Here is a 23,556-nt window from a genome sequence, read left to right on the forward strand (position 1 = left end):
CTACTCTAATTTCAGAATGCCCAACTATATTGACAACCTCCTTTATGTTATATCATTCATCTTGGTTTTTCTTGGTTCAAACCTAATGATAACGCAATAGGCGTCCACATTCAGACACCTATTTTTTCTTGAATAATCGTATATAATCCTGTTTGCTATGGATAATATTAGATACAAAAACGGCTTTTTTATCTTCTAAAATGTGATAAAAAGCTAGGTAGTCCCCCAAAACAATGCAACGGGTGTTGTAAGGTGGGTAAAGGGTTTCCCCTACTCTTTCGTCCGCGTTAAAGCCTGCCTCTGGGAAAAGTTCCAGACGTTCTAGCCCGTAAAGAATATTGTTAACGGTGTTAGCCCCTGCTTGTTCTGAAAAGTAATGATCAGTTATATAATCTTTGATATGCCTTAACTGCTCTTGTACGGTCTCAGGAATCATCAAGCGATAGGAATGATTATCAGATACCAAGATTAGCCCTCACTTCACTAGCCTTATATGCCCGTCCATACTCTAAATCATCAAAACTTTTAGCGATTTCAGCGCGTAAACCTACAAGAAGTTCCGCCCGTTCTTTATCGGCTTCAGTCTCAAAAGGTAAGGCTTTATTCTCTACAATGTTTTCCAAAAACAAATTAAAGCTAGCTGTCATATCAAGGTTGTGAGCTGTGATGATAGCTTTAGCTTGTTCTAGCAAATCGCTATTGGTTTTAAAGTTAACCTGCGTATTCTTTTCTAAAACGTTCATGATCGTATCTCCTTTTGTAAGTATTATACTATACAAAACTATACGCGTCTATTTTGCAACTATACTGTGCGATACTTCCATAATGCTTCAAGCATCACTTCATCGTTACTATCTAGGTTTTTCATCAAATTCAAAGCGTGTTCATCTAAGCTATCAAGGTTTTCATCAACACTATTAACTGATAGACTTCTTGAAAAATCATCATCTAGCACGCTGTCAGACAAGTCCATAAGCTCCACTTCAAGCGCTGCGGTATATTCAGCGAGTTCTTTTTTTGTCATGCTCAAAAGTTCTTTCACGCGCTTATTGGCGTATCTTTCAGCAAGTTGTTCTTTTGGTGTTAAATTTGTAGTCATGTTATTTCTCCTTTGTAATCAGTCCTGTAGCGATTAGATCGCTAGCCAATGCTTTAAGGTCAACGTCCTTGTTTTCTCGTTTAGCAAGCCTTAAAAATTGGTTCAAGCCTTTTAAATCAGTTTTGGAAGCTTGTTTGGCTAAAGTCTTAATAAATTGGCTTTGTAAATAGCTTATAAAAGCCATCTTTTGAGCTGTCGTTGGTTCTGACCCCAGCATCATATAACAAGCGTCCGTGATATGACCAAATAACTTAGCGCGTGCTCCCGGGTGTTTCTGCAACTCATACAAATTTAAGCTAATATCTTCATTCCTTAGCTTCTCAGCAATTTCAAAAAGCTTTGGCACGTCTGCTTCAGTCAACGGCGTATCGTCTGCCATATAATTGGCTCTTAGTTTGTCTATGTTCATGTTTCTTTCACCTCTGATAATATTTGCTGAAATTGCTGACCTTTGGCAACTTCTTCCAACGTCTCTAACGCTCGGCTAGCCAGTTCTCCATGTAGCACTTGGCATAGCTCGGAGTAAAACTCATCACTATCTGTCAAGTAACTTTCCGCCAAGGAAAGAATGTGCCACTCCAGCCAGATATAATCAACGATATTAGGCGGGTGTTCCCTTTTTAGCAGCTGTTTCTGTCTGTTTTCAAAGTATGCTGAAATGGTCTGTTTTTTATCTTGATCACTTTTTAATGCTAGATGCTTGATAATCTTTGCCATGTTTTACCTCATTTTTTTATCTTGTATGACTTTTTTGTAATTTAATAACCTGTACCGCCAAAAACACCCCCTCGTCTTTAACACCCTTAAAATACCCTGTATGGGCTTTTAATTTTGTCTTGGATAAATGTAAAAATGCTCATACGAGCTTCCTATGAGTTTCTAGGGGCATCCTAGGTCGTTCAATCTATCTATCTTTGTCCCAATGCTCTATTTTGCATCAGTGATGATTGTTTTGTGTCGAGGTGACTTCCTGCTTTAGTTTTGCGATACTGTAGCGTTTGTCCTTGATCGTGAATGACTTAAAAGAATTACCATCAAGCCCTTTTAGAATACGGCTTGCGTTTCGCTCGTTGTAAACTTTCTTCAGTTGGCTTCCATCCAGGTTGGTATTGATGATGGTTGTTTCTCGGTTGTTGAGAATATCAAATAAAAAATCTTGCTCCCAATCACTCTTAGCCCTCGTTTCTGCGTTTTTCGCTCCCAAGTCATCAATGATCAGATAATCAACACCAGTTAATAGCCTTATCGCTTCAAACTCGGTTAACTTAGCCGCTTTACCATAATTCCAGCCCTCCTTGATTTGCTTGATGATCTCGGTCAAGGTCACAAAAAGGACACTCTTGGGATCTCGCTTTTTCCTGTACCCCTCGTTGATAGCTTTTGCCATAGCAAGACTAAGATGACTCTTGCCGATACCTGTACTACCTGAAATAACCGTATTTCCTATCATACCGTCAAGATACTTTTGGGCTTGACCCTTAGCAAAGGTTAGCAGCTGCCCCTCTTCGTCAGTCTTGACCATAAAATTATCAAAGGTTGCCTCCTGTAGTTCTTTTGGAATGATACTATCACGCTTTAAAACATCGTAGGTTTTTTGATAGAGAGCTAGGTTTGATAATTGCTCTAGTCCATCAGATGCCTTTTGCCTGATTTGTTCTTTGGCACATTCTGGGCAAATAGGGGAAAGCTTACGAGGTTTGTCCTCCCCAGCAATTGTGACTGCTGTGTTTAACTGTATCAGCGAGGTGTCATGTTTAGGGCAGCGCTCGCTCAATGTTACCTGGTGCTTATAAAAATCTGCTTTTTGTAACATCTTATCACCTCCTAAAATGGGTCATCTGCTGTTGGTTTCCAATCTTCAAAGCTGGTAGGCTCTTTCGGTTGCTCTGCCTTAGTGCGTGATTTCTTAGCATTTCTTACCAACGCCACCGTCAGCAGATTATCAGACTTCCAGCGTCTTAGAATAGCCTCAATATAGGCAAAGTTGGCTTTACCTTGGCTCACTGCCTCCCTTAACGCTTCATGAATAAGCTCTGAGCTAAAGTCTTCCAACATATCGTTTAGCTTTTCCATCTGGACAGGTGATAGCGGTCTGCCTGTCTCCTGCTCAAATGATTTGTAAAGAGTGACAAAATCTTGAGAATGAATAGGGGGAGGGGTGGTAGGTTGTTCCCCTATACTATATAAATTGCTACCACTACCCCCTTGCTCTATCAGTCTTGTTAATATCAGTATTGATTGGGTCTAATTTTTTGACTTCACGAAGTCTAGTTTTTAGACTTCTTGAGGTATGATTTTTAGACTTCACTTGCCTATCCTCTACTCCCTTATCCTCTACTAGACTATCCTTACCTATACTACCCTCTACTATACTGGGGTGACCATTGGTTAACCGCTGGGTGTCATTTGGGTGACCATTGGTTAACCCTTTGTTTTCATCCTCTAAAAATACCGATATTCTAGGATTTTTAGCCATTTCATCTGCAGATAATAATTCTTGATAACGACTAGCGGTGTATCTATCTTTTCTGACCATGTTTTGCTCATGGAAATCAATCACAAAATAAACCATCTCGTCATTTAATGGTCGGACAAATCGTTTAACAACTAACAAACCCAAACTATCATCGCTTGCCCCAATCATTCTAATAATTGGGAAAGCCTCTACAATCCCATCGTCGTCCGCTGACTGTATCAAGTGAAAATATAGTGCTTGTGCCTCTAGTGGCATTTGTAAAAAACGTTGTGTTTGAGTTATATTTTTACCAATCATTCTTCTTGTTGCCAAAAGGAAATCTCCTTTCCGTCAAGTAACTGCGCCTCAAGTGACCTTAGATGATTCTTGATGTATTCTAATTCAGTTTCCACTTCATCAATATCAATCAAAGCACTACCTAACTCTTTGACCTCCAGGATAATAGCAAGAATGTTCTCAATGCCTAAAAATGCCTTATCGTGTCCCTCTATAAAGTCAGTTAATTTCATCTCTTTACCTCCATGTCGTATTATTTCATGACTGTATCAATCGCTCTAGTATTCGCACTATTCCACCCCCAAAAACGCTAATACGTCTGTAATTTTATAAAATCGTTTCCTAGTTCCCTCAACGGGTGGAAAATAAGGCTTAAGCCCTTTATCGCGCCACAATCTAAGCGTTTGAGCCGTAACCTTTAATTCCTCTTTAAGCTCATCCTCTGGGATCAATCCCGTTTCACGCTGGGGTAGCCTCTCATGCGCTTCAAGGTATTTGTCTACCCTCTCCAGCATCTCTACGACCAACTTTGTTTCAGCCTCATGACTCAATAGGTTCATCATGATTTATATACTCCTTCCAATCAGTTAGACTAGCACTAATCAAGGTATCTAAGCGTTGCCCCTCGCTCCTATGCTGCGCCCTAAATTCCCTGACCCCCTCCAGGCGCTCCGTATCATCCTTGGGGATAAAATAGCCACTAGGCGTTGCCCTCTTAGCCACAATGGGAATCTGGTATTTGATAATCAGGCGGTTAATATTGTCTTTAACAGCTCGTCTGCTCACATTGACCAGGGAGGCAATCTCTCGTCCTGAAATAGGGCGCTCACCTCCTATTGGTATCAATCTTAAGATACGCTTTTCTAAACTATTCAATCAGTTTCTCCTTCTTTTTTTTGAATAATTAAACTTTAGTATGAGGTTCATTCAGCATCTATTGTACCCTTACTGTGTTTTACTGTGTTTTCTGTATCAGTCCTAAACGGCATCGACGCTATCAAGATGAATAACCCCGCTAGGACTAAAAGTAAAGAGATGTACTCTGTAGAACTTAACTTAAATTCTTGGATCATGGTTTGTCCTCACTCATTACAATCTGACAATCATTGGTCTTTCTATCGTGGATGATTTTGTCAATGACACCACGGGCTTTTAAATCTCTGATGACCAAATCTCGCAAGTATAACCAGATAGTTGTAGTCTTAACATCAGGGCAACCTTCTTCTAAACTTCTAATAGCCATATCTAAAAAGTTGAAAAGCAACCAATTAGGGGCTTTTTCATATCTCGCCATAGTCTCATCATCATAGCGTTTCAACTCACCTAACAGATTATCCAAGTTTGCTTCCATCACTTCCTCATGGCTAGCTTCTGCCTCTGTATAACGTTCAGATAGTTTGTAAAACTCTATCCAAAGGTCTGTTATCGTTATTCTGCACTCTTCAGCGATTTCAGATGCGCCATTGTGACCCTTTGCAATATGCCATTCACTTAAAATATCTAGTTTTTGTTCTGCATTTCTTAGTTTACTTTCAAAATCTTTAAAATATTGTTTCATGTTAGTTCCCTGCCTTTATTATACGAATTATGATTACACCGCTATTTTTGAGTTGCCGGTCGGTGCTAGGACATTTGCCCTCTTGTCTAAAAATATGTTATAATAGTGTTAAATAAAAATACTAAACCCATCTATTGCCTGTTGATGATTTTGGTATTCTATTTTTTAGTTAAAAGGCTTGTCAGTTTGGTCGCTATCAAAGCCTTTTTTTTTTGTTGCTCTCACGCACCTCCTGAGGTGCTTTTTTAGTCGTCATCTTGCTCTACCATTGGGCTACCAAATGCCCAGTCTAGCAAGTGTAAAAGTGCGGTTAGTATGCCTATTGTGATACCTCCGTTTTCTGTCTGAATACCATTGTTTTAATATCTTGATAACTCATGCCTAGGTTAATCATAGCGATAGCCATATCCTCCAAGGCTTGGTATCTGATTAGCTCAGCACTTGTTAAGCTATCGATACCATTATGACCGCCACGTTGTGCCATAAGTTGCTTTTTATTCAATCCGCTAGCGCCTTTTAGTAGCAAGTTGTTAACGGTTGGGTGCGCGTGTTTTGGTGCCTTCTCCCAGTTCTCAATGCTATCGTGCAAGGTTTTGCGCTTTGGCTTTTCTAAAGCCCTCTGATAGCGAAACTCTGCCACCTCGTCCCTCATTTCAAAGAAGGCTTTGACTAGGTTTTCTTTGAATGTTGCTACCTGGTCCGTATTCTTCAAGAACGTGATCAGCAAGGTTGCTTGTTGCTCATTCAGAATATAGATTTTAGACTGCTGTCCGCTTTCCATAGCTTGGATATTAAATCCAACCTTTCCCAAACGCTCAAAACGTTCAAGGTTCTTTCTGATGGTGCGTGTAATTGTGTGGTACTGTACTTCAGCACATTCAGCGATTATCTCGCTTGTGGTGTATGGCTCTTTCTTGCCGTCTAAATAGACTAGTTCCATTTTGTGTCTCCTTTCTTATAGTTCTTTTTGAGATAGGTCTATTTTTTTCGTACTGTCGCCTAAAAAAATATCGTCCAGTTTAACCTGGTACAATTCCGATAATTCCTTAAGTAACTCAAAAGGGATTAGTATACTATTTTTTTCGTACTTTGAGATAGTCTGAAAATTCTTGTTCACCTTATTAGCTACCTGTCGCAAAGTATAACCTGCGTTTACTCGACATGCTTTCAGCGTCCATTGTGCCATAAAAAAACGTGACTCCTTTCAAAATTGATAAAACCATGGTAGTATTTTTTTCGTACTAAGTCAACGCAAAACAATAAAAAATTTTATTTTTTTCGTACTTTGTCTTTTTTGTGTTATAATCGGATTGTGAAAACAAAGTAAAGGAGGTTTTGATAATGGCAAAAAATAGCCCTCAGGACTTAAAAAATAGAGAATATTTCTCTAATAATCTCAATCATGTTATGAAAGAAAAAGGTATTAGACAGATAGACCTGCACAATGCTTTAGAAATTCCTAAAAGTACAATTACTGGTTATGTAAAAGGTAGGTCAATGCCAACATCTGGCAATCTTCAAAAGCTAGCTGATTATTTAGGAGTTAAAAAATCCTATTTAGATCTCCGATTTATCAATAATAATCTTGATGAGATTGCAAGAGATGAATTATCTAAATTTTATAAAGATATTCTTGCTGAAGGTGTAAACGATTTGCTGGCTCGCTTTATAATGGCCGAGATGAATGATATTTATTTTAATCCTGAAAAGCAACATCCTTCTAAAGTTTTTAGTGACCAAGAACAATTTTTAGTTGATTTTACTCAAAGGAGCATAGCTGTTAAAAATAAATGGTTAAAAGTGAAAGAGGTCAACTATTATGTAATGGACAGATTAAAACATCAAATTGCCGAGTCTTTTACAGAGACTAAAATTATTTTAAATAACCATATTAATAACAGCGATGAGTATCTCATTCATGGCCTTGATGAATCAAAAATTCCCCAATTATTAAATGAACTTACCTCGCTAGAAAGTGAGACACTAGAAAAAATCAAAAGCTTAGAATTAAATTATTCTAATGCCTTGGGATAATCGACTAACCCACGCGCATAAAAGAGAAATAAAAGGAGAAAAACAAATGAAAAAGAAAATTATTGCAATTATTGCTATCTTACTGGTTATTAGTAGCGGTTCAGCCTACTATTTCCTAAGCTACGTACCGCATCAGGAAGCTGTTACTAGCTACGATAAAGCTGTCAAAAAGGTTAAGGCAACTAATAAAACCTTGCAAGTCGCTATTGATGAAGCCGAAAAACTTGTTAAGTCCAATCAGCAGCCGTTAGATGCAAAGTCTTTAGATAATTTAAAAGCCACTATAAAAGCAGCTAATAACGATTTAAGAAAAATACCTAAGATGTCAGATAAGACAGAAGCTATTAAGGAACAAGCTGAAGAATTGGACCAACCACTAGACTATTCAGCTTCTATTCAATCATTAACTGATAGTTCTACAGCTTATACAAATAGCGTTAAACAGTTGATACAAATTACTAATCCAAACCAAAGTTTTGTAGAAGAACGCTTGAAAGAAGTTGATACTGTTACAGGCGTTCAATCAGTAACCGAAGCCAATGATCCAAACGGAAACCTCAATAAACAAGGTGGGTACACTGCATCTATCTATTTTACTGATAGCCAAGTAACTGAAGCTGTTGAAGGTGCTGATATTGTAGCAAAAGGAACAGACGCTGGCGGTAATATTGAAGTGTATAAAACCGCAGAAGAAGCTCAAGTGCGTAACACCTATCTAAGTACCTTTGATGCCCAAGGCTTATTAAACCCTGGTTCTCATTATGTGTACGGTAGCCTAGTTATCAGAACCTCAAGCCATTTAACAGCCAGTCAGCAAACAGCCCTAACAGAAGCTATCTATCATAAGTTGATTGAGGTTAGAGATTAAGGCTCTGATCACCAAACGTCTATAAAACCATCTTTATTGGCAATAACCCGGGCTTGTAAAAGTTAGCTGCTGCTGCGCGTGATGATCCTTTTTCCGCATGTCCTGCCATCCACGCGCCAAAACCAAGTTTTAAAAATGTCAAATTTTTTCGATATTAGGTATAAAAAATCTAGTTTTCGATTTGTTAGTATTACTGAAAAGCAAAAAATCCAATTAAACCGCCCCACTAAGCTAAAGTTACTGATTTTTTATTTCCGATTATTTCAGTTTAGAGGGTCTTATAGAAAAATCAGTTATTTCCAAAATGGAAACAACTGCCAGCGATGGAAAAATTATTTAACTAGCTATCACCATGATAGCGTTAGCTTATGATTGACTATTTTAAGGTTGTATGCGATAATAAGGTTACAAATAAGTGTGTCAAAGTACACCAAAGCCCCAAGGGATGCCAGTCCCGAGGGGCTTTTTTATGGTGTTCAGGCTAACAAAGTGCTATTTGTCCTTAGTGTCTAGCCATTTGATGAGATAATGCGCCAGTATCTCAACCACAACACCAAGTAAGACGTCAAATAAGTATGTCAAAGTATCACCCCCTTTCGCTATAAGATAACGAAAGTTTGCACCTTGCAAGAAAAATTATAACATATCACCCTACCCTCTACAAGCCCATATAAGCCCCGTATGTGCGTTTTAAAGCAAGGGTATCTATTTACATTCAGGGAACTTTTTGCTATTCTATACGTGTTAAATATCCAATTCTAAACCCATACTTGCCTGTTGATGTTAGAAAAGGATATTAACATGAAAATAACGAAGCATAAAAAGAAAAACGGTGAGTTGGTTTATCGTGCCAACATCTATCTTGGCGTTGACCAGTTAACAGGTAAAAAGGCTAGAACGACTATCACCGCTCCTACCAAGAAACTTCTTAAAAGCAAAGCTAGACAAGCAATCAATGACTTTGAAACCAATGGTCATAGCATCAAGCCCAAGTTTGTTGTTAAAACCTACGGGGAGTTGGCTCAATTATGGTGGGATAGTTACAAGCATACCGTCAAACCTAATACTAGCTGCATGATGGAAAGTATTGTCAGAAATCATCTATTGCCAGTCTTTGCTGATTATCCCTTAGACAAGATTACAACACCTATGATCCAAATGCAAGTTAACGATTGGGCTTCCAAGGCTAACGAAGGGGAAAAGGGAGCTTTTCAACACTATAGTTTACTATGTTCACTCAACAGGAGAATACTTCAGTATGGTGTCACTCTGGAACTCTTACCCTTTAACCCTTCCCAAAACATTCTATTGCCACGTAAGACAAGGACAAAGACCAAAGCTAAGGTCAAACATCTGGATCAAGATAACCTAAAGACTTTCTTGACTTATCTGTCGCAGTTAGAACCGACTTATCAGCATATGTTTGAAATTATGCTCTATAAAACGCTTCTAGCAACAGGTTGCCGCATCAACGAATTGCTCGCCCTGGAATGGTCTGATATTGATTTTGACAAGGCACAAATCAGCATTACAAAAACTTTAAACAGGTATCGCACTGTTAACAGCCCTAAATCAAAATCAAGTATACGTGTTATCGATATTGACCAAGCAACACTTAAAATGCTAAAAAGCTATGCCGGGCAACAACTCCTAGAAGCTGGTTATCAACCTGTTATAGTCTTCTCACCCATTACAGATACTTATGCTAAAGTTGCAAACCTCAGACAACGTCTTAAACGCCATTTCAGACTTGCAAGTGTGGAAGATGTTGGCTTTCATGGTTTCCGCCATACTCACGCTAGTATGCTGCTAAATGCTGGTATACCCTACAAGGAGCTACAACACCGCCTTGGCCATACCAACATTTCAACAACCATGGATATATACGGGCATCTTTCAGAAATGAATCAAAAATTAGCTGTTTCATTTTTTGAAAATGCCATAAATGAATTAAAGTATAACTAAAAGGGTAACAAAACATAAAAAAGCGATCTAGGTCAACTCCCTAAATCGCTATTTTATAGGCTTTCTAGCCACTTTTTACCCTAAATATAATATTAGTCTTTATTATACCACGCTATGAAAATATAGTAAAATAGACGCTTTAAAAATCAGCTGTTCCTTATGGTTTAGATTACAAAAGCCATCAAAAAATAAGTCCTGCTCTAAGTAAGCTAAAAAGCAAGCTCTTGGTTCATCTCGAGAAAACCTTTTTTCCTTGGGTTTGGTCGCCTAGTCTCGCTTTGAGGACGTTGAGTAAAAAGGGGCTTCCACAACTTGAAAGGATCAAGAAAAGAGCTAGGACAAGGTCCTAGGCTCTGGCTGTTTTTGGGTGGTTAAGACTGAGAGGACTCTAGTGGACTGATGCCCTTACTAGATGGTTCTACCCTTATTAACCATTTTTATTGATTATCTGTGGTTTTGGTAACACTGATAATCTCTACTTGATAACTGCCTGCTGGCGAGTCGATGGAAACTTTATCACCCTTATTTTTGCCAATCAAGGCTTGACCGATAGGGCTATCATTAGAGACCTTGCCTGAAAAAATATCAGCACCAGCTGCTCCGACGATGTGATAAGTATCTTGGTCCTTTGTTCCGACTTCTTGGACCACAACGGTTTTTCCAATAGCTACCTCATCTTTAGCCACAGCGTCGCTATCAATAATTTCAGCATAGCGAATTTGATTTTCCAACATGGAAATCTCACCCTCAACAAATGCCTGCTCATCTTTGGCAGCATCGTATTCAGAGTTCTCCGATAGATCACCATAAGATCTGGCGATTTTGATACGCTCAACGACTTCAGGGCGGCGAACCAGCTTTAACTCCTCTAACTCTTTTTCAAGCTGTTCTTTTTCCGTTTGGGTCATTGGGAATGTTTTTTCTGACATGTTTATCTCTTTTCTAAATTATTTTGATGAAAGGAATGAGGCTGGGACAATCGTCTCCAGCTTCATTAGTGATATGGTGCTTATTTAAAAAATGCTATGATCTTCAAGTGAGTCTGAGACCGTTTGGATCGCCAAGGTTTCAGACTAGGCAAAAACGTCATTGACTTATTCTGTTGACTCAGGGATGGGCTAGTCTTTTGCCAAATGTGCATTCACATACTTGGACACATTAGCCTCATGGGTTTCATAATCCTCAGCATAGTAGACATTTCCTGTGGTAACATCCGCTACAAAGTAGAGAAAATCAGTATTGGCAGGATTGATGGTAGCCTCAATAGCTGATAAACCAGGGTTAGCCACTGGACCAGGCATCAAACCAGGATTTTCATAGATATTATAAGGCGATTTTATCTTGGTGTCAATAGTCGCATCTTCACGAAGCGTTGTTTCCTGACCAAGCTTACCCATGGCATACAAAATGGCAATGTTACTTTGTAAGGGCATCTGGATACCTAAACGATTATAAAAGACACTTGCAATACTACGGCGATCATCGTCTGTCGAGCCCTCTTTCTCAACGAGAGAAGCTAGGGTAAGAATAGCATTAACCGATTGACCTCTCGCTGCGATTTGAGCGTAGTAAGGCGCCATATGGGTGTCCATGGTCATCAACATCTGCTCAACAATCTCTTCTAAAGTTGATTCTTCATAGTAATTGTAGGTTGCTGGGAATAAGTAGCCTTCTAGTTGATACCTAGCTTGGTCTACTGATGGAATCCCTTTTAACAACTCCGGATACTTCTGAACCATCTTAGCAATAAAGTCTTGATTGTTCATCAAATCTAGGAAGTCTTGCTTGGAATAAGGGGTCTTGTCTAACGCTTTGGTGTTGACATTGACTGTCACTGCTTGAGCAATTTGATCAATGGTATCACCTTCTTTGACCAAGATTTTTCCAGAAACAGGGGCTTGCGGCTCTGCCGTACCTCCCTGCTTGAGCGCATCTGTAATGTCTTTGACAGTCATGCTTTTTTGGAGGTTATAATAACCATTTTTGAGGTTTGAAATGTTTTTAAAACGCGTGTAATAGTTGAAAATCGAGGCATTTTTAATCAAGCCATTGTCTCTTAATATTTGTCCGATCAATTTATTACCTGATCCTCCAGGGATTTCAACCGTTACAAACTGCTTCGCATTGGGGTCAACAGCGCCTAAGGCACTAGCCACGTAACGATAGCCAAAGACAGCTGTTAACAAGGTGATTGACACTATAATAGTGACTAGGATACGCGTGATTTTAGCTGCAATTTTATGATTTTTTTGTCGCCTACTCATTGCTGGTTCTTTTTCCTCAGTTATCGATTCTTTAGCCTCTAATTGTGCAAGCACGGCTTCATTTTTAGCCCCTAAATCAAGGGTACTAAACCTACCATCCTGTTTGCCTTTAGAGGATCCTTGTAAGGCGTCTGAAAACTCTGACTTGAACTCTTCGAGAACCTTGTCATTACGAGACACTAGCCCTGGTGACATGTGGTTCTTTTGAGTCTCAAGCGATTGCTCAGATGTCTTGGCACTTTCTGGTAAAGACTCCTGAGGGGTTATCTCTTGATAAGACATCGAAGGACTGGCTGCCGATGCCTTACCCGTCTTACTAGCGTCCTCGTCTGATTTTTCAACCCTATCTTCTTGAAGCTGCTGCTGAAGACTGGCCTCAGCAAGCTCTCGTAAAATACGCTCTTTAAAGTTTTCTGCCCCCTTAAAAGAGGGCTTTTCAGCGTCTTTAAAATCAGTCAAAGCTGATCCTCCTAGATCATAATCATTGGTCATTATATCCTAAAAAACCTTTAAAAGCAACGGTGACATCATCTTGTTACTTATTCTTAATATTCATCAGTTATCAGCTGTCAAGGGAGACAAGAGCTGATCCACCATACGACTACGATGTTCATGATAAGAGTAATTTATATTAAACCTCAACTGACTTTATAGTCATGGTATAAATGAAAAGGAATAAACAAAGTGACATAAGGATTCAAAGAATAAGGTTAACAGGTAAAACCACAATGAGACCTGACAAGATCAATTGAAAGACCACCATTCCCAAAGAAAAATAAGTGACCATACCATTAAAAACAATGCCTAGATTCTCCTCAGCGACATGATTGTAGACAAGGGCACTAATTCTGGGGTTTAAAGCCCCTGAACCCACACTGATATCAAAAAGACATAAAAGGATTAAGAGAGTTTGTTGAAAAAGCATGGCCAGATAAATTAAAAGACTCAAAACAATACCAAGGAGAAAAATACGCTTTAAAGGCATCTTTTTAAAAAGAATGTCAACTGCCAACCCTCCTACTATAGTGCCTAAACTCATGGCAATAGACAGACCAGCAATACTAGCTGACTGACTAATCAAAATAGACTTTGGATGATCATTTAAAATCAAGAGATATAGCATAGGAACGCCAACGCCGACGGCATTCAATAAAGGAGCAATGATCATGCTTTCTTTCAGAGCTGGAATGGTAAATAGTTCTTTTAAGCCTTGTTTAAAGGAATGGATAAAAGAAGGCTTCTGGTTTTCATCAGAAGACGTTTTCGAAAGTTGAAGAGGCTTCTCCAAAAACAAAGCCTCCAAAGCCTTTTTAATGCTCAACATAATGAGCGCTGCTAGTAAGAAGGTCCCAGCATTGATAAAGGCAACTTCTTGATAAGTAAACCACGTTAACAAAATGGCACCAGCGCTATTAAACACAATTCTGCTAGTCGCAGAAATAGAGGCACTTAGTCCCATGGCTTGTGGCCGGTCCTCGTCCGAAACCAAGCGTAACGACAACGGTCGAAACAAGGCATTTTCAAAGAAACCTGACATATCAGAAACAAGATCAGCCAAGATAGCAACAATGACAATCCAAAGCTGAGGGCTAAAGCCTAAAAGTAAGCCTAATACCATATAAAGTAAAACCCTAAAAAACTGAGTGGCTAAAATACCAAAAACTTTCTTAGGATAGCGATCTGCCAGATAACCTAAAAATGATCCTAGCATGACAGGAAGCATGTCTGAAATCCCAATCAAGGCGACTGCTAGCTTTGTTTCAGGAATTTGAAGGACATAAGACATCAAGGCCAGGTAAAAAAGAATATCCCCAAAATTGGATAAATTATCTGAAATTAAGGTCGTCATGTAGAGTTTGTTAGTAAAATTTTTTTCATCGTTCTTCTCTTTTACTGCTTATGACAAATCACTACTCACCTTAAGTGATTTTGTAAATCCTTTTTGATTTAACCCCAAAACAAGCATTTGTTGAAGCCATCTTTTCACAAACAACTCCTTAATCTTTACTTCAATAAATATTAAACCTTTTCAAAACAACTATCGATAGCTCTTATAACAAACCAGCTGCAAGAATAACTAATAAAGATCTTAAAAAGAAACTGAACAAGTCAGTTTCTGATAAACGTTAAGTAATAAGAAATGCCACGAGTTACTATATAAATGAGGTACTAGCAAAAACTCTGGTTACTGAGTGTTTTTGGTTAGGTTAGCAAGAAGCTCTTCAAAAGAATGCTCATAGCGCTGAATATCGCCCGCTCCCATAAAGACGTAAACAGCATTCTCGTGGTCAAGCAGTGGAGACACGTTTTCAATGCTGATGACTTGAGCTGGTTTATGGATACGATTTGCCAGATCATCAACCTTGACCTCTCCCTTATCCACTTCACGCGCTGAGCCATAGATTGGTGCCAGATAGACCGCATCAGCTTCATTTAAAGCACTTGCAAAGTCGTCCAACAATGCGATGGTACGTGTGAAGGTATGAGGTTGAAAGATCGCTACAATCTCTTTTGAGGGGTATTTCTGACGAGCAGCATCCAAGGTCGCTATGATTTCTGTCGGATGATGTGCAAAATCATCAATCACAATGGTATCATTGATTGTTTTTTCTGTAAAACGGCGTTTGACACCCGCGAAAGTCTTTAGATGTTTTGCCACAAGTGCCATGTCAAAGCCCTCAACAAAAAGATTCGCAATAACAGCTGTGGCATTTAAAATATTATGACGTCCAAAAGCAGGCACATGGAAACGACCTAGTGCTTGATTGTCATACATAACGGTGAAGTCAGAACCATTTACCGTTCGCGTGATATCTGTGGCATAAAAGTCATTTGAGGCATCAAAACCATAGTAATAAATCTTAGCCGATGAGGTGATCCGACGCAGGTAATCGTCCTCTCCGAAAATAAAGAGAGCTTTTTGAACCTGCTTAGCATAGGCATTAAAGGCATCGAAAACATCATCGATACTGGTAAAATAATCTGGATGATCAAAGTCAATATTAGTGATAATAGAGTAGGCTGGATGATAAGGCATAAAATGACGCTCATATTCATCGGATTCAAAGACAAAATACTGACTCGAAGACGATCCACGCCCTGTCCCGTCACCAATCAAGTAAGAGGTGTCTGCGATGTGCTTCATCACATGTGCCAAAAGTCCCGTCGTTGAGGTTTTGCCATGAGCACCAGCCACTCCTAAGCTGGTAAACTGCTCCATGAACTCTCCCAAAAATTCATGGTATCGCTTAAAAGGAAAACCTGAGGCTATCGCCTTAGCCACTTCTAAGTTATTATCTTGGCGAAAGGCATTGCCAGCAATGAGGGTCACGTCTTTGGTGATATTGTCTTCTGAGAAGCTGAGGATCGGAATACCCGCCTGCTCTAAACCACGTTGGGTGAAGTAATAGTGATCCACATCCGATCCTTGAACCTTATGCCCCATTTGATGAAGCATCAAGGCAAGTGCGCTCATTCCCGAGCCTTTAATACCGATAAAATGATAGGTTTTAGACATGATGACTCCTTATTCATGGTCAAAGCGGGTCAAATTAAGCTCCTGAGCAATTTGACGTTCTCGCTTTTCCTGTCTTTTTTGATAATTGTAAATTTGACTGCGTTTTAAAAAGTCAAAGCTGTTTTTCTTTGGCTCAGTCTCTTTTTGATGATCTTTTTTGCGATATACCTTAGGTAAATCCACCAAAATATAGGACTCTTGGCGTAGCTTGTCTGAAAAAGAGGCTAACTCTGAAGCCTTTTTTAAAGTGACTGCTTTGGGTGATCTTTGGCTTTTAGATAACCTTTTTTTTGATGGCGCAAGACTGGCTTTTTGAGGCTTTGTAAAAGGCTCTATTAGTGGTGATGCTTGCCCTAAACTTGCCGAGGTTTTAATGGCTTCACTTGATTTTTTAGCCCGTTGAAGCTCTTGATTAAGGTAAGACTGCCTTTTTTGTCTGACATCCTTTTTTGCAGTTTCACGCGCCAACTCAGCATAGGTCTGCTGCTGGTCTTTGACTGCTGATTCAGAGGAGGGCTGGTCTTTTGTCTTATCCGCTGTCTTTGGGATAAATGGACTCTCAGAAGGGACTAGAGAGTAATCCTTGTCATAGTAAGTCCCATTGATATTGGTAATGAGGTCTTTATTATCATATAAGCGCATCTCAGTGGATTGACCGATAACGGGCTGGTCATCGGGAATTAGGGGAAACGCACGTCTTCTAGAACTCATTAGCTCACTTCCTTTCTCTAGCAGTCTTATTATAAACTAAAGCAGTCATTTTTTCAAAATTATCTGTCACTACCAATCCCAAGAATGTCTTTAATGTCTTCAACACTCATATTGGCTCTGGTTTCATTGCCATCAAGAACTGTTGTGACTAGATGTTTCTTGCTTTCTTGCATTTCTAAAATCTTCTCCTCGATAGTTCCTCGTGTAATCAAGCGATAAACCTCCACGTTGGCTTTTTGACCAATCCTGTGAGCCCGGCTGATCGCCTGCATTTCGACAGCAGGATTCCACCACAAGTCAATTAAAACAACGGTGTCTGCACCAGTCAAATTCAAGCCAACACCGCCTGCTTTCAACGAAATCAAAAAAGCATCTTTAGAACCCATATTAAAGGCCCTGGTCATCTCTTGACGCTGATTAGCAGGGGTAGATCCTGTTATTTTATAAGTGCTCAAACCTAACGTTTCAAGTTCAACCTCAGCGATGTCCAACATGCCTCTAAATTGAGAAAAAATCAGCGCACGATGCCCATTCTCACGGATTTGAAACAATAACTCACGCAGACTGTCGAGTTTGCCACTATCTCCCTGGTAGTCCATAAAGAGACTAGGCGTATCGCAAATCTGACGCAGTCGGGTAATGCCAGAGAGGATTTGGATTTTTTGACGATTGATTTGAGCGTCACTAGCCTGACCAATGTCTTCTTGCATCTGACGGAGCTGAGCCAGATAAATCGCTTTTTGACCATCGGCTAATTCATTAGGGTAGGTCATCTCAATGAGATCTGGTAATTCTGGCAAAACCTCCTCTTTCTTACGGCGTAAGACAAAGGGCTTGATGTAGCGAGCGACTTGGTGCGCCTCTAACTTTAAAAAATCTTTTTGACTTGGCAGTAACCCTGGTAAAACAATCTGAAAGATGGACCAGATTTCCAAAAGTTTATTTTCAATCGGTGTTCCTGAAAGAGCAAAAACAGTCTTAACCTCAAACTGTCTCAAATAATGGGCAATCTTTGTTTGAGCATTTTTTATGACCTGAGCCTCATCTAAAATCAAGTAATCATAAGATAGCGCTTGATAGGTCTCAAAATCTTGACGAAAAGAGCTGTAGCTTGTAATAATGACATCATGATTGTCAGCGATGATCTGATGACGTACAGACTTCATACCGTAAGAGACAGCCACATCCATTTGTGGTGCAAATTTTTGAAACTCATCTTGCCAGTTATAGATGAGACTGGATGGGGCTAAAATCAAGACACGTGCCCCTTCTCTCATCTTAGCTGATAAAAACGCGATGGTTTGCAGCGTCTTACCTAACCCCATATCATCTGCTAGAATACCACCAAAACCGTAGTGATCCAGCATCGAAAGCCATTGAACACCTCTTAACTGATACTCTCTTAGTTGAGCTTGAATGGCTAATTCTGGCAACTTAAAGTCTTCTGGATACCGTAAATCCCTAGCCAACTCTTGAAAGTCTTGTGACAAGATGACCTGATCAGCATCAGACAGCGCTTCCGATAGTTGAAAAGCTGCCATGCCATCCAACTGGAGATGCCCATCTTGAAGGGCTCTTGCTCGGAGTGCTTTTAGGGAGTTGCTGATTTTTTGGGTTTCTTGGTCAAAAAGAACCACTTGACCAGACTGAGCAATAAAGTAAGATTGATTCGCAAACAAGGCTTGAAGGGCTTGGTCAAGATCAGCTTCTTCTAATGACGTAAAATCAAAAGAAACATCTAAAAGACCTCCCAAGCGATCAACCTTCAAAGTAGGCGTCGCCGTTACTTTCATGCTTTCCAAAGCTTTCGATAGCAAAACCTTGCCAAAAATCTCGAATTGCGGCAAGGTAACCTGAAAAAAGGTCAGCAGGTCATCTTCTTTCGAAAGAGTCTTTGAGCCTCTCAAGTCACGACCAAAACCGTGGCTTTCTATTAAGCGATCTAACTGTAAGGATTTTTGGTAATCAACGGCATAGGGCAAGGTCTCCAGATCTGATTTTGACCTGACTTCAGCATCCTCAAACTGCAAGATCGTGCTTAAAAGCAAGTCTTTACCATCTTTCAAGTCAAAATGAAAGACACTTTCAAATGATTTTTGGCGAAAGGTTTTTGGAGCTATCACAGGGCCTAAAAGCCCAAAATCTAGTAAACTTTCGGCTAACTTAGCCTGATCTGCCAAGTCAAAATAGAGATGCCTTAGCAGATCCTCTCCCCTAGGCAAGGTTTTTAAGGCACTAACTAATGTGGCTTGCTTTTTGCTCAAGCGGTAAAAACAGCCCTGAACAAAAAGGTAGTGACCATCACCGTAGGTGTTATCATTAGCCTCTCTAACCTTTAACTCAATGGCTTTTTGATGAACAACAACTTCAAACTCAAAGAGCGCATGCTCTGGTTTTAGGTCAGCTATGCTAATCTGATCATAGGTTTTTGAACCAATTGTCAGGCTAAAGGTATTTAACTGAGCAAGTAGACTTAATCCCTCTTCAAAAAAGCCTGATGGCACTGAAAGGTGGCGACCTTGATTTGGAAATAAAAAGGCTATATCTTGTAACGCCGTATCAGGAACAAAGCGCCATAACCAGGTCAGCAGTTGTTGGCTTTCAGCATCAAATTGAGCCAGCGAGATAGCCTCATAATACTGCTTGCCAATCTGATAAAAAGCACCCTTTCTAAGGACCCTTAGAAAATGTTTGATGTCACGAATCACATAAGCTTTTTGATGGGGTAAACGACGAATGCGTAGTGTCCACCAGATATCATTGGAATACAAACTCTCCTGACCCTCAGCACTAAGGCTAAAACAGGCATCAGAAGGCTCATCTAACTGCAAGCTATCTAAGAACAAACTGCCAAAAGACCGTTGCTCAACAGCAAGGTCTTCCGTTTCCTGATCAGACAGACACTCAAGGATTTCCTGACCTTGATGGTCATTTTTTAAGAAGTACTCAATAGCAGCCAGATGTTCACAGTAATTTTTGTCCTGAAAAAGAGGGCACTGACAAACGATAGCGTCATCAACCAAAGCATAATGAATCCTTATCCCAGCAACACAAGCCTCTAATAGTTGGTCTTCTTGAGAGATTATCGAAACCTCACCTGCTTCGTATAAGGCAATGCCTTGATTGCGAATACGTCCTGGAATTAACTTTGCCATAATCGTTTTAACCTCTCATCTTACTTACAAAACCTACCAATACCAACAAGATCTTCACCTTGTTGACACATAAGCTATCCCCTCATTATAGCAAAAAAATCTCCCCTTGGCTTGGGAAATCAAAAAGCATCATCAGATTAAATCAAAAAGCATCTCAGATCAAACGAGGCTGGGACAGAGGTCCTTGCTCTTAACTATTTTTGATTTGTTGAGTAGGACGCAGTGGTTGATTGGGCTCTAATACACTGATTTTATCAGCTTTTACAGCCCTACGCAACTGTGCGGAGATAGGAGTGAATCGGTCTGGGGATAGACCGATTTAGCCTAAACCTAGACATAAAAGAGTGAGGGAAAACGAATTCTAACGAATGACCAATTTCTGTCCCACTCTCACTTCTTCAGCTTGGGATACAGGAAAAGCTGTTCCCAATAAGAAACACAGCTCAAGGAACTGGCTCAAGTCCTCCACATCAAAGCAAGTGACCTTCTGAAAGAGCATCCGCCCCTGACCCTCTACAAACAGCTCGACAAGACAAATAAAAAGAAGGGCGATGAGCTCACTCATGACCTTCTCATGGCACAAAAAATTGAGCCACTCTTTGGTTTACAAGTTCTTAACCATATCGCTCTCTCGGCAGGACACGGTTCTGGCTTCTACGAAGAGTATGAGACCAGAGAAGTCTTTACCGACAAGAACTATCTCTACGATGTGGCAACTTGGATTGATGGACATTCCATGGAAACTGTCTACCAAGATAGGGAAGTCGCCCTTATCCGAGAAGGAAGCTTTGATTACGACGGAGCAGTCTATGCGGTGGTATGGAATAAACAACTCTACATCAAGAAAATCTACCTTGAGGAAAATGGCTTCCGTCTTGTCTCTATTAATAAGAATTACCGAGACAAATTAGCATCCGTAGAGTATGAGCCAAGAATTGCGGGGAAAATAGTTGGAAACTTTATGCCTATGGAACAATAATATCAAGGCTTTTTAGCATAAATTTTAACTATTATGTTTTTTCTGGAATTCTTCTATTTCGTTGAATCTTTGTTTTTCTTCTTCATTATCAAAAAAATAATCCTGATACTTATACATGAAGTAGTAAATAGTATCAGTTGGCCCAAATTTTGACTGTATCCATGGAGTATAATCAAATAGTATTTGCAGTTCTCAATAACACCTGCATCTATAGTTCTGTTTTCCCTCTCTCCAAACTTGTTCCCTCTTGACTCAACCATTTTTCAAACAAAGAAACAAAACGTTCTTCATCTTTATCACTATAACCAGTAAAAATTATTTCATCTATATCTGAATGATTAAAATAATAAACTTGATCAGGATTCAACCCTTCTGGATACATGGCTCCCGTATAATCAAAAAGCACTTCTTTCCCATCCTGAAATACGACTGCACCACGATTTAAAATAACTACTTTTTGATTGCCTCCTATTAAGTAAACAATACTTCCTACCGGTAATAATTTCATCTTATTTCTCCTTTAAATAAATTTTTTTTCGCCCAATACTAGGCTGAAATTCAATAAATTTAATAAACACTAAACTATATGTCCCAATGAATCCAAACAGCAATAGTTGAATATAATTGTTTCCTCCAATACCAATTGCTAGTAAAATTGGATAAGCAATTAAGCTTGAGACAATGCCTTTTAAAACGATAGTCATCTTGTTTTTTTCTGCTTTAGTATTTATTTGTAATGTTAAGACAGGATATCTTTGTAAGTGTTTCACTTCACTTGTTGAATATATTAGCATAATAATTATTATAAAAATACCTAAAATAATATAAAGTAAGATTAGCAACCAGCTTTTTGTCAGTTCACTATCTGTTGTCCACCGAGTCAATCTAAGGTCTTTTGGAAATAATAACAAATTTATGACAAAAAACATGAAAAAATAAAAAATCGTTTGTTTAAAAATTTTAAATACCTTCCATATCTTACATTCTGTAAATAATTCTTTATCTTGTGTAACATCATAAACCATCCAACTAGACATGGTTTCTGGAAAAAATGGAACAAAATAATTTCTAAAGTCTTTTGGATTTGAATAGTCAACCAAATAAAAACGCTCATTAATTTCAATCAGATAAAAACGACTGTCTATCCTCAAAGTTTTTGAAATCGTACAATGTGTATCCTCTACCATGAAAATACTCCTTTTGTTTTACCTAAAGAATCACTAAATACACGACCCATATCGTTAATTCTATCTCCAACCCAGTCAACTGCTTTCCTAAATGGTTTTACGTTACTATACAATGCCGTTACAGCTACTGAAGCAAGTGCTCCAACTACTACTGCTCCAACTAAAGGAGCAGCAAACGTTGCTATCAGACCAGTTGAAGTTGCTCCTAATCCAACCGCAACAGCACCTCCAATACTTGCTCCAATAGTACCTGCAACATATCCAAGTCCCGTTGCTACGGCACTATAGCTAATGGCACGACCTATGGTGCGATATTCATTATAATGTTCCTTTGCTTCTTGATAAGCTCCAAAAACGACTAAACCTCTTCCTCCCCATTTAGCAGTATTACCAATTATTTTGCTCGCAGTTGAAGAGGTACCTTTCAACTTACCAGTAAGCCATTTCCTTTGCTTCAATGAATCTTTAACAAAAGTTCCTGTGCTACTCCTTGGTTGTAATTTCGCAGCCCACGATTTCCCTATATTTTTACCTTCCTTAAATACTTTATCTGTGGTCTTTTCAAAGAAAGAGCCAACAGCCTCTTTGCTCCAATCTGATACATCAGTTATTACTTTAGCAAAGTCGGAAAGGCCATCTTCAAAATCGTATCTCTCCCATTCCTTTTGTATGGTAATCGCCCAGCCTAAGTCAAGACGAGAAACATCAAAAGACTTAGTCTGAACGTCCCAAGACAAGTTCGCTTGTCTCAAGCCCTTTTGGACGGAATCTAATAAGGGTTGAATCGCGGTAAAGAGATGAACGGATGAGCTATTAAACGCTAACAGTTTTTGTAACTTCTCCTGTAAACGTCGCTCAACCTCCATGTAACGACTGGCTGTCATGGATAAATCACCGGTACGAGACCAATTCGGTTTCTCTTTTTGACGCTTCAGGGAAGCTAAATAGTCATAACGACTAGCCAGCATCCCTGCTTGTCGGATTTTCTCACGTAATTCATCTTCTCTTAGGTCAATCGTGTCAACCTGACTGCGATACTCACTAGCTAGCTTGCTACATGCTTCCTTGATGGCCTCATCTAAAAGGATACAGCCTTTTAATAAAGGAATCAAAATCTGACTACTATAAGCCTTGGCTGAATGATAGGTATGACCCTGCAAGTTCGCTGTATCAATAAAAGACCGAAGACTAGCTATGATATCCTCATAGGCACTTATCCGATCAGATAAAACGGTCGATGCCGCACTGGCCTGCTGGTCTGATTGGCCAAGATACATCTCAACGCCCATGCATTTCCTCCTTTTCTAATTTCCGTAGCTATAATGATAGGGCATCTGATTGAGACATCAAGCGACGGTGTTCCTGCTGTAAATCATCGTATTCACGTTCAAAACCTGACTTGACCTTCTTATCAAGTGAGGCTTGCTCATCATAGAGGCCTTGAAAAATGTGACGATTTGATGACCC

The 23,556-nt window shown here is 39.4% G+C and carries 28 protein-coding genes; 4 read left to right on the forward strand and 24 right to left on the reverse strand.

Translation table 11 applies throughout. The features are described 5' to 3' along the window. Positions 1–118: 118 nt before the first annotated feature. From ACMZ6Z_RS06915 to ACMZ6Z_RS06980, 14 genes are all read right to left on the reverse strand, one after another. Positions 119–466 (reverse strand): type II toxin-antitoxin system RelE/ParE family toxin, encoded by a 348-nt coding sequence (locus ACMZ6Z_RS06915; protein WP_416131842.1) that lies wholly within the window; start codon positions 464–466, stop codon positions 119–121. After that, positions 456–743: a type II toxin-antitoxin system RelB/DinJ family antitoxin gene (locus ACMZ6Z_RS06920; protein WP_416131843.1), complete on the reverse strand. Its 288-nt coding sequence runs from the start codon at positions 741–743 to the stop codon at positions 456–458. The genes ACMZ6Z_RS06915 and ACMZ6Z_RS06920 overlap by 11 nt, the downstream gene beginning before the upstream one ends. A gap of 59 nt (positions 744–802) precedes the next feature. After that, positions 803–1,099 carry a hypothetical protein gene (locus tag ACMZ6Z_RS06925; RefSeq protein WP_416131844.1) on the reverse strand — a complete coding sequence of 99 codons (297 nt, stop codon included), beginning with the start codon at positions 1,097–1,099 and terminating at the stop codon, positions 803–805. A gap of 1 nt (position 1,100) precedes the next feature. Continuing rightward, positions 1,101–1,508 carry a hypothetical protein gene (locus ACMZ6Z_RS06930; RefSeq protein ID WP_416131845.1) on the reverse strand — a complete coding sequence of 136 codons (408 nt, stop codon included), beginning with the start codon at positions 1,506–1,508 and terminating at the stop codon, positions 1,101–1,103. Further along, on the reverse strand, positions 1,505–1,816 hold the full coding sequence (locus tag ACMZ6Z_RS06935) for a hypothetical protein (protein WP_416131846.1): 312 nt from the start codon (positions 1,814–1,816) through the stop codon (positions 1,505–1,507). The genes ACMZ6Z_RS06930 and ACMZ6Z_RS06935 overlap by 4 nt, the downstream gene beginning before the upstream one ends. Before the next feature lie 220 nt (positions 1,817–2,036). Continuing rightward, positions 2,037–2,912, reverse strand: a complete 876-nt coding sequence (locus ACMZ6Z_RS06940) for an ATP-binding protein (protein WP_416131847.1) — start codon at positions 2,910–2,912, stop codon at positions 2,037–2,039. 11 nt (positions 2,913–2,923) lie between these two features. Next, positions 2,924–3,334 carry a DnaD domain-containing protein gene (locus ACMZ6Z_RS06945; RefSeq protein ID WP_416131869.1) on the reverse strand — a complete coding sequence of 137 codons (411 nt, stop codon included), beginning with the start codon at positions 3,332–3,334 and terminating at the stop codon, positions 2,924–2,926. After that, complete coding sequence (locus ACMZ6Z_RS06950; RefSeq protein WP_416131848.1) at positions 3,297–3,887, reverse strand: hypothetical protein; 591 nt, start codon at positions 3,885–3,887, stop codon at positions 3,297–3,299. Before ACMZ6Z_RS06950 ends, ACMZ6Z_RS06945 begins: the two co-directional genes overlap by 38 nt. Further along, positions 3,869–4,084: a hypothetical protein gene (locus ACMZ6Z_RS06955; RefSeq protein WP_416131849.1), complete on the reverse strand. Its 216-nt coding sequence runs from the start codon at positions 4,082–4,084 to the stop codon at positions 3,869–3,871. Before ACMZ6Z_RS06955 ends, ACMZ6Z_RS06950 begins: the two co-directional genes overlap by 19 nt. A gap of 57 nt (positions 4,085–4,141) precedes the next feature. Next, the gene (locus tag ACMZ6Z_RS06960) at positions 4,142–4,414 is read right to left on the reverse strand and encodes a MerR family transcriptional regulator (RefSeq protein WP_416131850.1); all 273 of its coding nucleotides are present in this window, start codon (positions 4,412–4,414) and stop codon (positions 4,142–4,144) included. Beyond that, the gene (locus ACMZ6Z_RS06965; protein WP_416131851.1) at positions 4,392–4,727 is read right to left on the reverse strand and encodes an HTH domain-containing protein; all 336 of its coding nucleotides are present in this window, start codon (positions 4,725–4,727) and stop codon (positions 4,392–4,394) included. Before ACMZ6Z_RS06965 ends, ACMZ6Z_RS06960 begins: the two co-directional genes overlap by 23 nt. A 193-nt stretch (positions 4,728–4,920) precedes the next feature. Continuing rightward, positions 4,921–5,409, reverse strand: a complete 489-nt coding sequence (locus tag ACMZ6Z_RS06970) for a hypothetical protein (protein ID WP_416131852.1) — start codon at positions 5,407–5,409, stop codon at positions 4,921–4,923. 319 nt (positions 5,410–5,728) lie between these two features. Continuing rightward, positions 5,729–6,349: a Rha family transcriptional regulator gene (locus ACMZ6Z_RS06975; protein ID WP_416131853.1), complete on the reverse strand. Its 621-nt coding sequence runs from the start codon at positions 6,347–6,349 to the stop codon at positions 5,729–5,731. Positions 6,350–6,364: 15 nt separating this feature from the next. After that, positions 6,365–6,595, reverse strand: a complete 231-nt coding sequence (locus ACMZ6Z_RS06980; protein WP_416131854.1) for a helix-turn-helix domain-containing protein — start codon at positions 6,593–6,595, stop codon at positions 6,365–6,367. A 155-nt stretch (positions 6,596–6,750) separates the two neighbouring features. On the opposite strand from ACMZ6Z_RS06980, the gene ACMZ6Z_RS06985 reads away from it, so the two are divergent. The 3 genes from ACMZ6Z_RS06985 to ACMZ6Z_RS06995 all read left to right on the forward strand — a co-directional run bounded on the left by ACMZ6Z_RS06985 (position 6,751) and on the right by ACMZ6Z_RS06995 (position 10,276). Then, the gene (locus tag ACMZ6Z_RS06985) at positions 6,751–7,443 is read left to right on the forward strand and encodes a helix-turn-helix domain-containing protein (RefSeq protein WP_416131855.1); all 693 of its coding nucleotides are present in this window, start codon (positions 6,751–6,753) and stop codon (positions 7,441–7,443) included. A gap of 46 nt (positions 7,444–7,489) precedes the next feature. Next, positions 7,490–8,311 carry an EbhA gene (locus ACMZ6Z_RS06990; protein ID WP_416131856.1) on the forward strand — a complete coding sequence of 274 codons (822 nt, stop codon included), beginning with the start codon at positions 7,490–7,492 and terminating at the stop codon, positions 8,309–8,311. 801 nt (positions 8,312–9,112) lie between these two features. Beyond that, a complete protein-coding gene (locus tag ACMZ6Z_RS06995; protein WP_416131857.1) occupies positions 9,113–10,276 on the forward strand; it encodes a site-specific integrase in 1,164 nt (387 codons plus the stop codon). A 437-nt stretch (positions 10,277–10,713) separates the two neighbouring features. On the opposite strand, the gene greA is transcribed toward ACMZ6Z_RS06995, so the two are convergent. The 7 genes from greA to ACMZ6Z_RS07030 all read right to left on the reverse strand — a co-directional run bounded on the left by greA (position 10,714) and on the right by ACMZ6Z_RS07030 (position 20,488). Further along, on the reverse strand, positions 10,714–11,205 hold the full coding sequence (gene greA / locus ACMZ6Z_RS07000) for a transcription elongation factor GreA (protein WP_416131858.1): 492 nt from the start codon (positions 11,203–11,205) through the stop codon (positions 10,714–10,716). Positions 11,206–11,394: 189 nt separating this feature from the next. Then, a complete protein-coding gene (gene mltG / locus ACMZ6Z_RS07005; protein ID WP_416131859.1) occupies positions 11,395–12,999 on the reverse strand; it encodes an endolytic transglycosylase MltG in 1,605 nt (534 codons plus the stop codon). Positions 13,000–13,237: 238 nt separating this feature from the next. After that, the gene (locus ACMZ6Z_RS07010; RefSeq protein WP_416131860.1) at positions 13,238–14,389 is read right to left on the reverse strand and encodes an MFS transporter; all 1,152 of its coding nucleotides are present in this window, start codon (positions 14,387–14,389) and stop codon (positions 13,238–13,240) included. A gap of 336 nt (positions 14,390–14,725) precedes the next feature. Then, the gene (gene murC / locus ACMZ6Z_RS07015) at positions 14,726–16,057 is read right to left on the reverse strand and encodes a UDP-N-acetylmuramate--L-alanine ligase (RefSeq protein ID WP_416131861.1); all 1,332 of its coding nucleotides are present in this window, start codon (positions 16,055–16,057) and stop codon (positions 14,726–14,728) included. Between the two features lie 9 nt (positions 16,058–16,066). After that, positions 16,067–16,768, reverse strand: a complete 702-nt coding sequence (locus tag ACMZ6Z_RS07020) for a hypothetical protein (protein WP_416131862.1) — start codon at positions 16,766–16,768, stop codon at positions 16,067–16,069. 59 nt (positions 16,769–16,827) lie between these two features. Continuing rightward, positions 16,828–19,923: a DEAD/DEAH box helicase gene (locus ACMZ6Z_RS07025; RefSeq protein ID WP_416131863.1), complete on the reverse strand. Its 3,096-nt coding sequence runs from the start codon at positions 19,921–19,923 to the stop codon at positions 16,828–16,830. Positions 19,924–20,284: 361 nt separating this feature from the next. Further along, positions 20,285–20,488, reverse strand: coding sequence for a hypothetical protein (locus ACMZ6Z_RS07030; RefSeq protein ID WP_416131864.1), 204 nt, complete (start codon positions 20,486–20,488; stop codon positions 20,285–20,287). Positions 20,489–20,497: 9 nt separating this feature from the next. On the opposite strand from ACMZ6Z_RS07030, the gene ACMZ6Z_RS07035 reads away from it, so the two are divergent. After that, a complete protein-coding gene (locus ACMZ6Z_RS07035; protein WP_416131865.1) occupies positions 20,498–20,902 on the forward strand; it encodes a S24 family peptidase in 405 nt (134 codons plus the stop codon). 208 nt (positions 20,903–21,110) lie between these two features. Here the strand turns inward: ACMZ6Z_RS07035 and ACMZ6Z_RS07040 are convergent, their stop codons facing one another. From ACMZ6Z_RS07040 to ACMZ6Z_RS07050, 3 genes are read right to left on the reverse strand one after another with little or no spacing between them, the layout of a single operon-like run. Beyond that, positions 21,111–21,410 carry a DUF4176 domain-containing protein gene (locus tag ACMZ6Z_RS07040; RefSeq protein WP_416131866.1) on the reverse strand — a complete coding sequence of 100 codons (300 nt, stop codon included), beginning with the start codon at positions 21,408–21,410 and terminating at the stop codon, positions 21,111–21,113. Between the two features lies 1 nt (position 21,411). Further along, the gene (locus ACMZ6Z_RS07045) at positions 21,412–22,089 is read right to left on the reverse strand and encodes a hypothetical protein (RefSeq protein WP_416131867.1); all 678 of its coding nucleotides are present in this window, start codon (positions 22,087–22,089) and stop codon (positions 21,412–21,414) included. Beyond that, positions 22,083–23,378, reverse strand: coding sequence for a hypothetical protein (locus tag ACMZ6Z_RS07050; protein WP_416131868.1), 1,296 nt, complete (start codon positions 23,376–23,378; stop codon positions 22,083–22,085). The genes ACMZ6Z_RS07045 and ACMZ6Z_RS07050 overlap by 7 nt, the downstream gene beginning before the upstream one ends. Positions 23,379–23,556: the final 178 nt, after the last annotated feature.

This window comes from Streptococcus pluranimalium (assembly GCF_047785705.1).
Taxonomy (GTDB): domain Bacteria; phylum Bacillota; class Bacilli; order Lactobacillales; family Streptococcaceae; genus Streptococcus; species Streptococcus pluranimalium_A.

Bases quoted from the DNA above. Each gene is read 5' to 3' on its own strand.
- ACMZ6Z_RS06920 (WP_416131843.1), bottom strand. From the start codon at position 743: ATGAACGTTTTAGAAAAGAATACGCAGGTTAACTTTAAAACCAATAGC.
- ACMZ6Z_RS06925 (WP_416131844.1), bottom strand. From the start codon at position 1,099: ATGACTACAAATTTAACACCAAAAGAACAACTTGCTGAAAGATACGCC.
- ACMZ6Z_RS06930 (WP_416131845.1), bottom strand. From the start codon at position 1,508: ATGAACATAGACAAACTAAGAGCCAATTATATGGCAGACGATACGCCG.
- ACMZ6Z_RS06935 (WP_416131846.1), bottom strand. From the start codon at position 1,816: ATGGCAAAGATTATCAAGCATCTAGCATTAAAAAGTGATCAAGATAAA.
- ACMZ6Z_RS06940 (WP_416131847.1), bottom strand. From the start codon at position 2,912: ATGTTACAAAAAGCAGATTTTTATAAGCACCAGGTAACATTGAGCGAG.
- ACMZ6Z_RS06955 (WP_416131849.1), bottom strand. From the start codon at position 4,084: ATGAAATTAACTGACTTTATAGAGGGACACGATAAGGCATTTTTAGGC.
- ACMZ6Z_RS06960 (WP_416131850.1), bottom strand. From the start codon at position 4,414: ATGATGAACCTATTGAGTCATGAGGCTGAAACAAAGTTGGTCGTAGAG.
- ACMZ6Z_RS06970 (WP_416131852.1), bottom strand. From the start codon at position 5,409: ATGAAACAATATTTTAAAGATTTTGAAAGTAAACTAAGAAATGCAGAA.
- ACMZ6Z_RS06975 (WP_416131853.1), bottom strand. From the start codon at position 6,349: ATGGAACTAGTCTATTTAGACGGCAAGAAAGAGCCATACACCACAAGC.
- ACMZ6Z_RS06980 (WP_416131854.1), bottom strand. From the start codon at position 6,595: ATGGCACAATGGACGCTGAAAGCATGTCGAGTAAACGCAGGTTATACT.
- ACMZ6Z_RS06985 (WP_416131855.1), top strand. From the start codon at position 6,751: ATGGCAAAAAATAGCCCTCAGGACTTAAAAAATAGAGAATATTTCTCT.
- ACMZ6Z_RS06990 (WP_416131856.1), top strand. From the start codon at position 7,490: ATGAAAAAGAAAATTATTGCAATTATTGCTATCTTACTGGTTATTAGT.
- ACMZ6Z_RS06995 (WP_416131857.1), top strand. From the start codon at position 9,113: ATGAAAATAACGAAGCATAAAAAGAAAAACGGTGAGTTGGTTTATCGT.
- greA (WP_416131858.1), bottom strand. From the start codon at position 11,205: ATGTCAGAAAAAACATTCCCAATGACCCAAACGGAAAAAGAACAGCTT.
- ACMZ6Z_RS07010 (WP_416131860.1), bottom strand. From the start codon at position 14,389: ATGACGACCTTAATTTCAGATAATTTATCCAATTTTGGGGATATTCTT.
- murC (WP_416131861.1), bottom strand. From the start codon at position 16,057: ATGTCTAAAACCTATCATTTTATCGGTATTAAAGGCTCGGGAATGAGC.
- ACMZ6Z_RS07020 (WP_416131862.1), bottom strand. From the start codon at position 16,768: ATGAGTTCTAGAAGACGTGCGTTTCCCCTAATTCCCGATGACCAGCCC.
- ACMZ6Z_RS07025 (WP_416131863.1), bottom strand. From the start codon at position 19,923: ATGGCAAAGTTAATTCCAGGACGTATTCGCAATCAAGGCATTGCCTTA.
- ACMZ6Z_RS07030 (WP_416131864.1), bottom strand. From the start codon at position 20,488: ATGAGTGAGCTCATCGCCCTTCTTTTTATTTGTCTTGTCGAGCTGTTT.
- ACMZ6Z_RS07035 (WP_416131865.1), top strand. From the start codon at position 20,498: ATGGCACAAAAAATTGAGCCACTCTTTGGTTTACAAGTTCTTAACCAT.
- ACMZ6Z_RS07040 (WP_416131866.1), bottom strand. From the start codon at position 21,410: ATGAAATTATTACCGGTAGGAAGTATTGTTTACTTAATAGGAGGCAAT.
- ACMZ6Z_RS07045 (WP_416131867.1), bottom strand. From the start codon at position 22,089: ATGGTAGAGGATACACATTGTACGATTTCAAAAACTTTGAGGATAGAC.
- ACMZ6Z_RS07050 (WP_416131868.1), bottom strand. From the start codon at position 23,378: ATGGGCGTTGAGATGTATCTTGGCCAATCAGACCAGCAGGCCAGTGCG.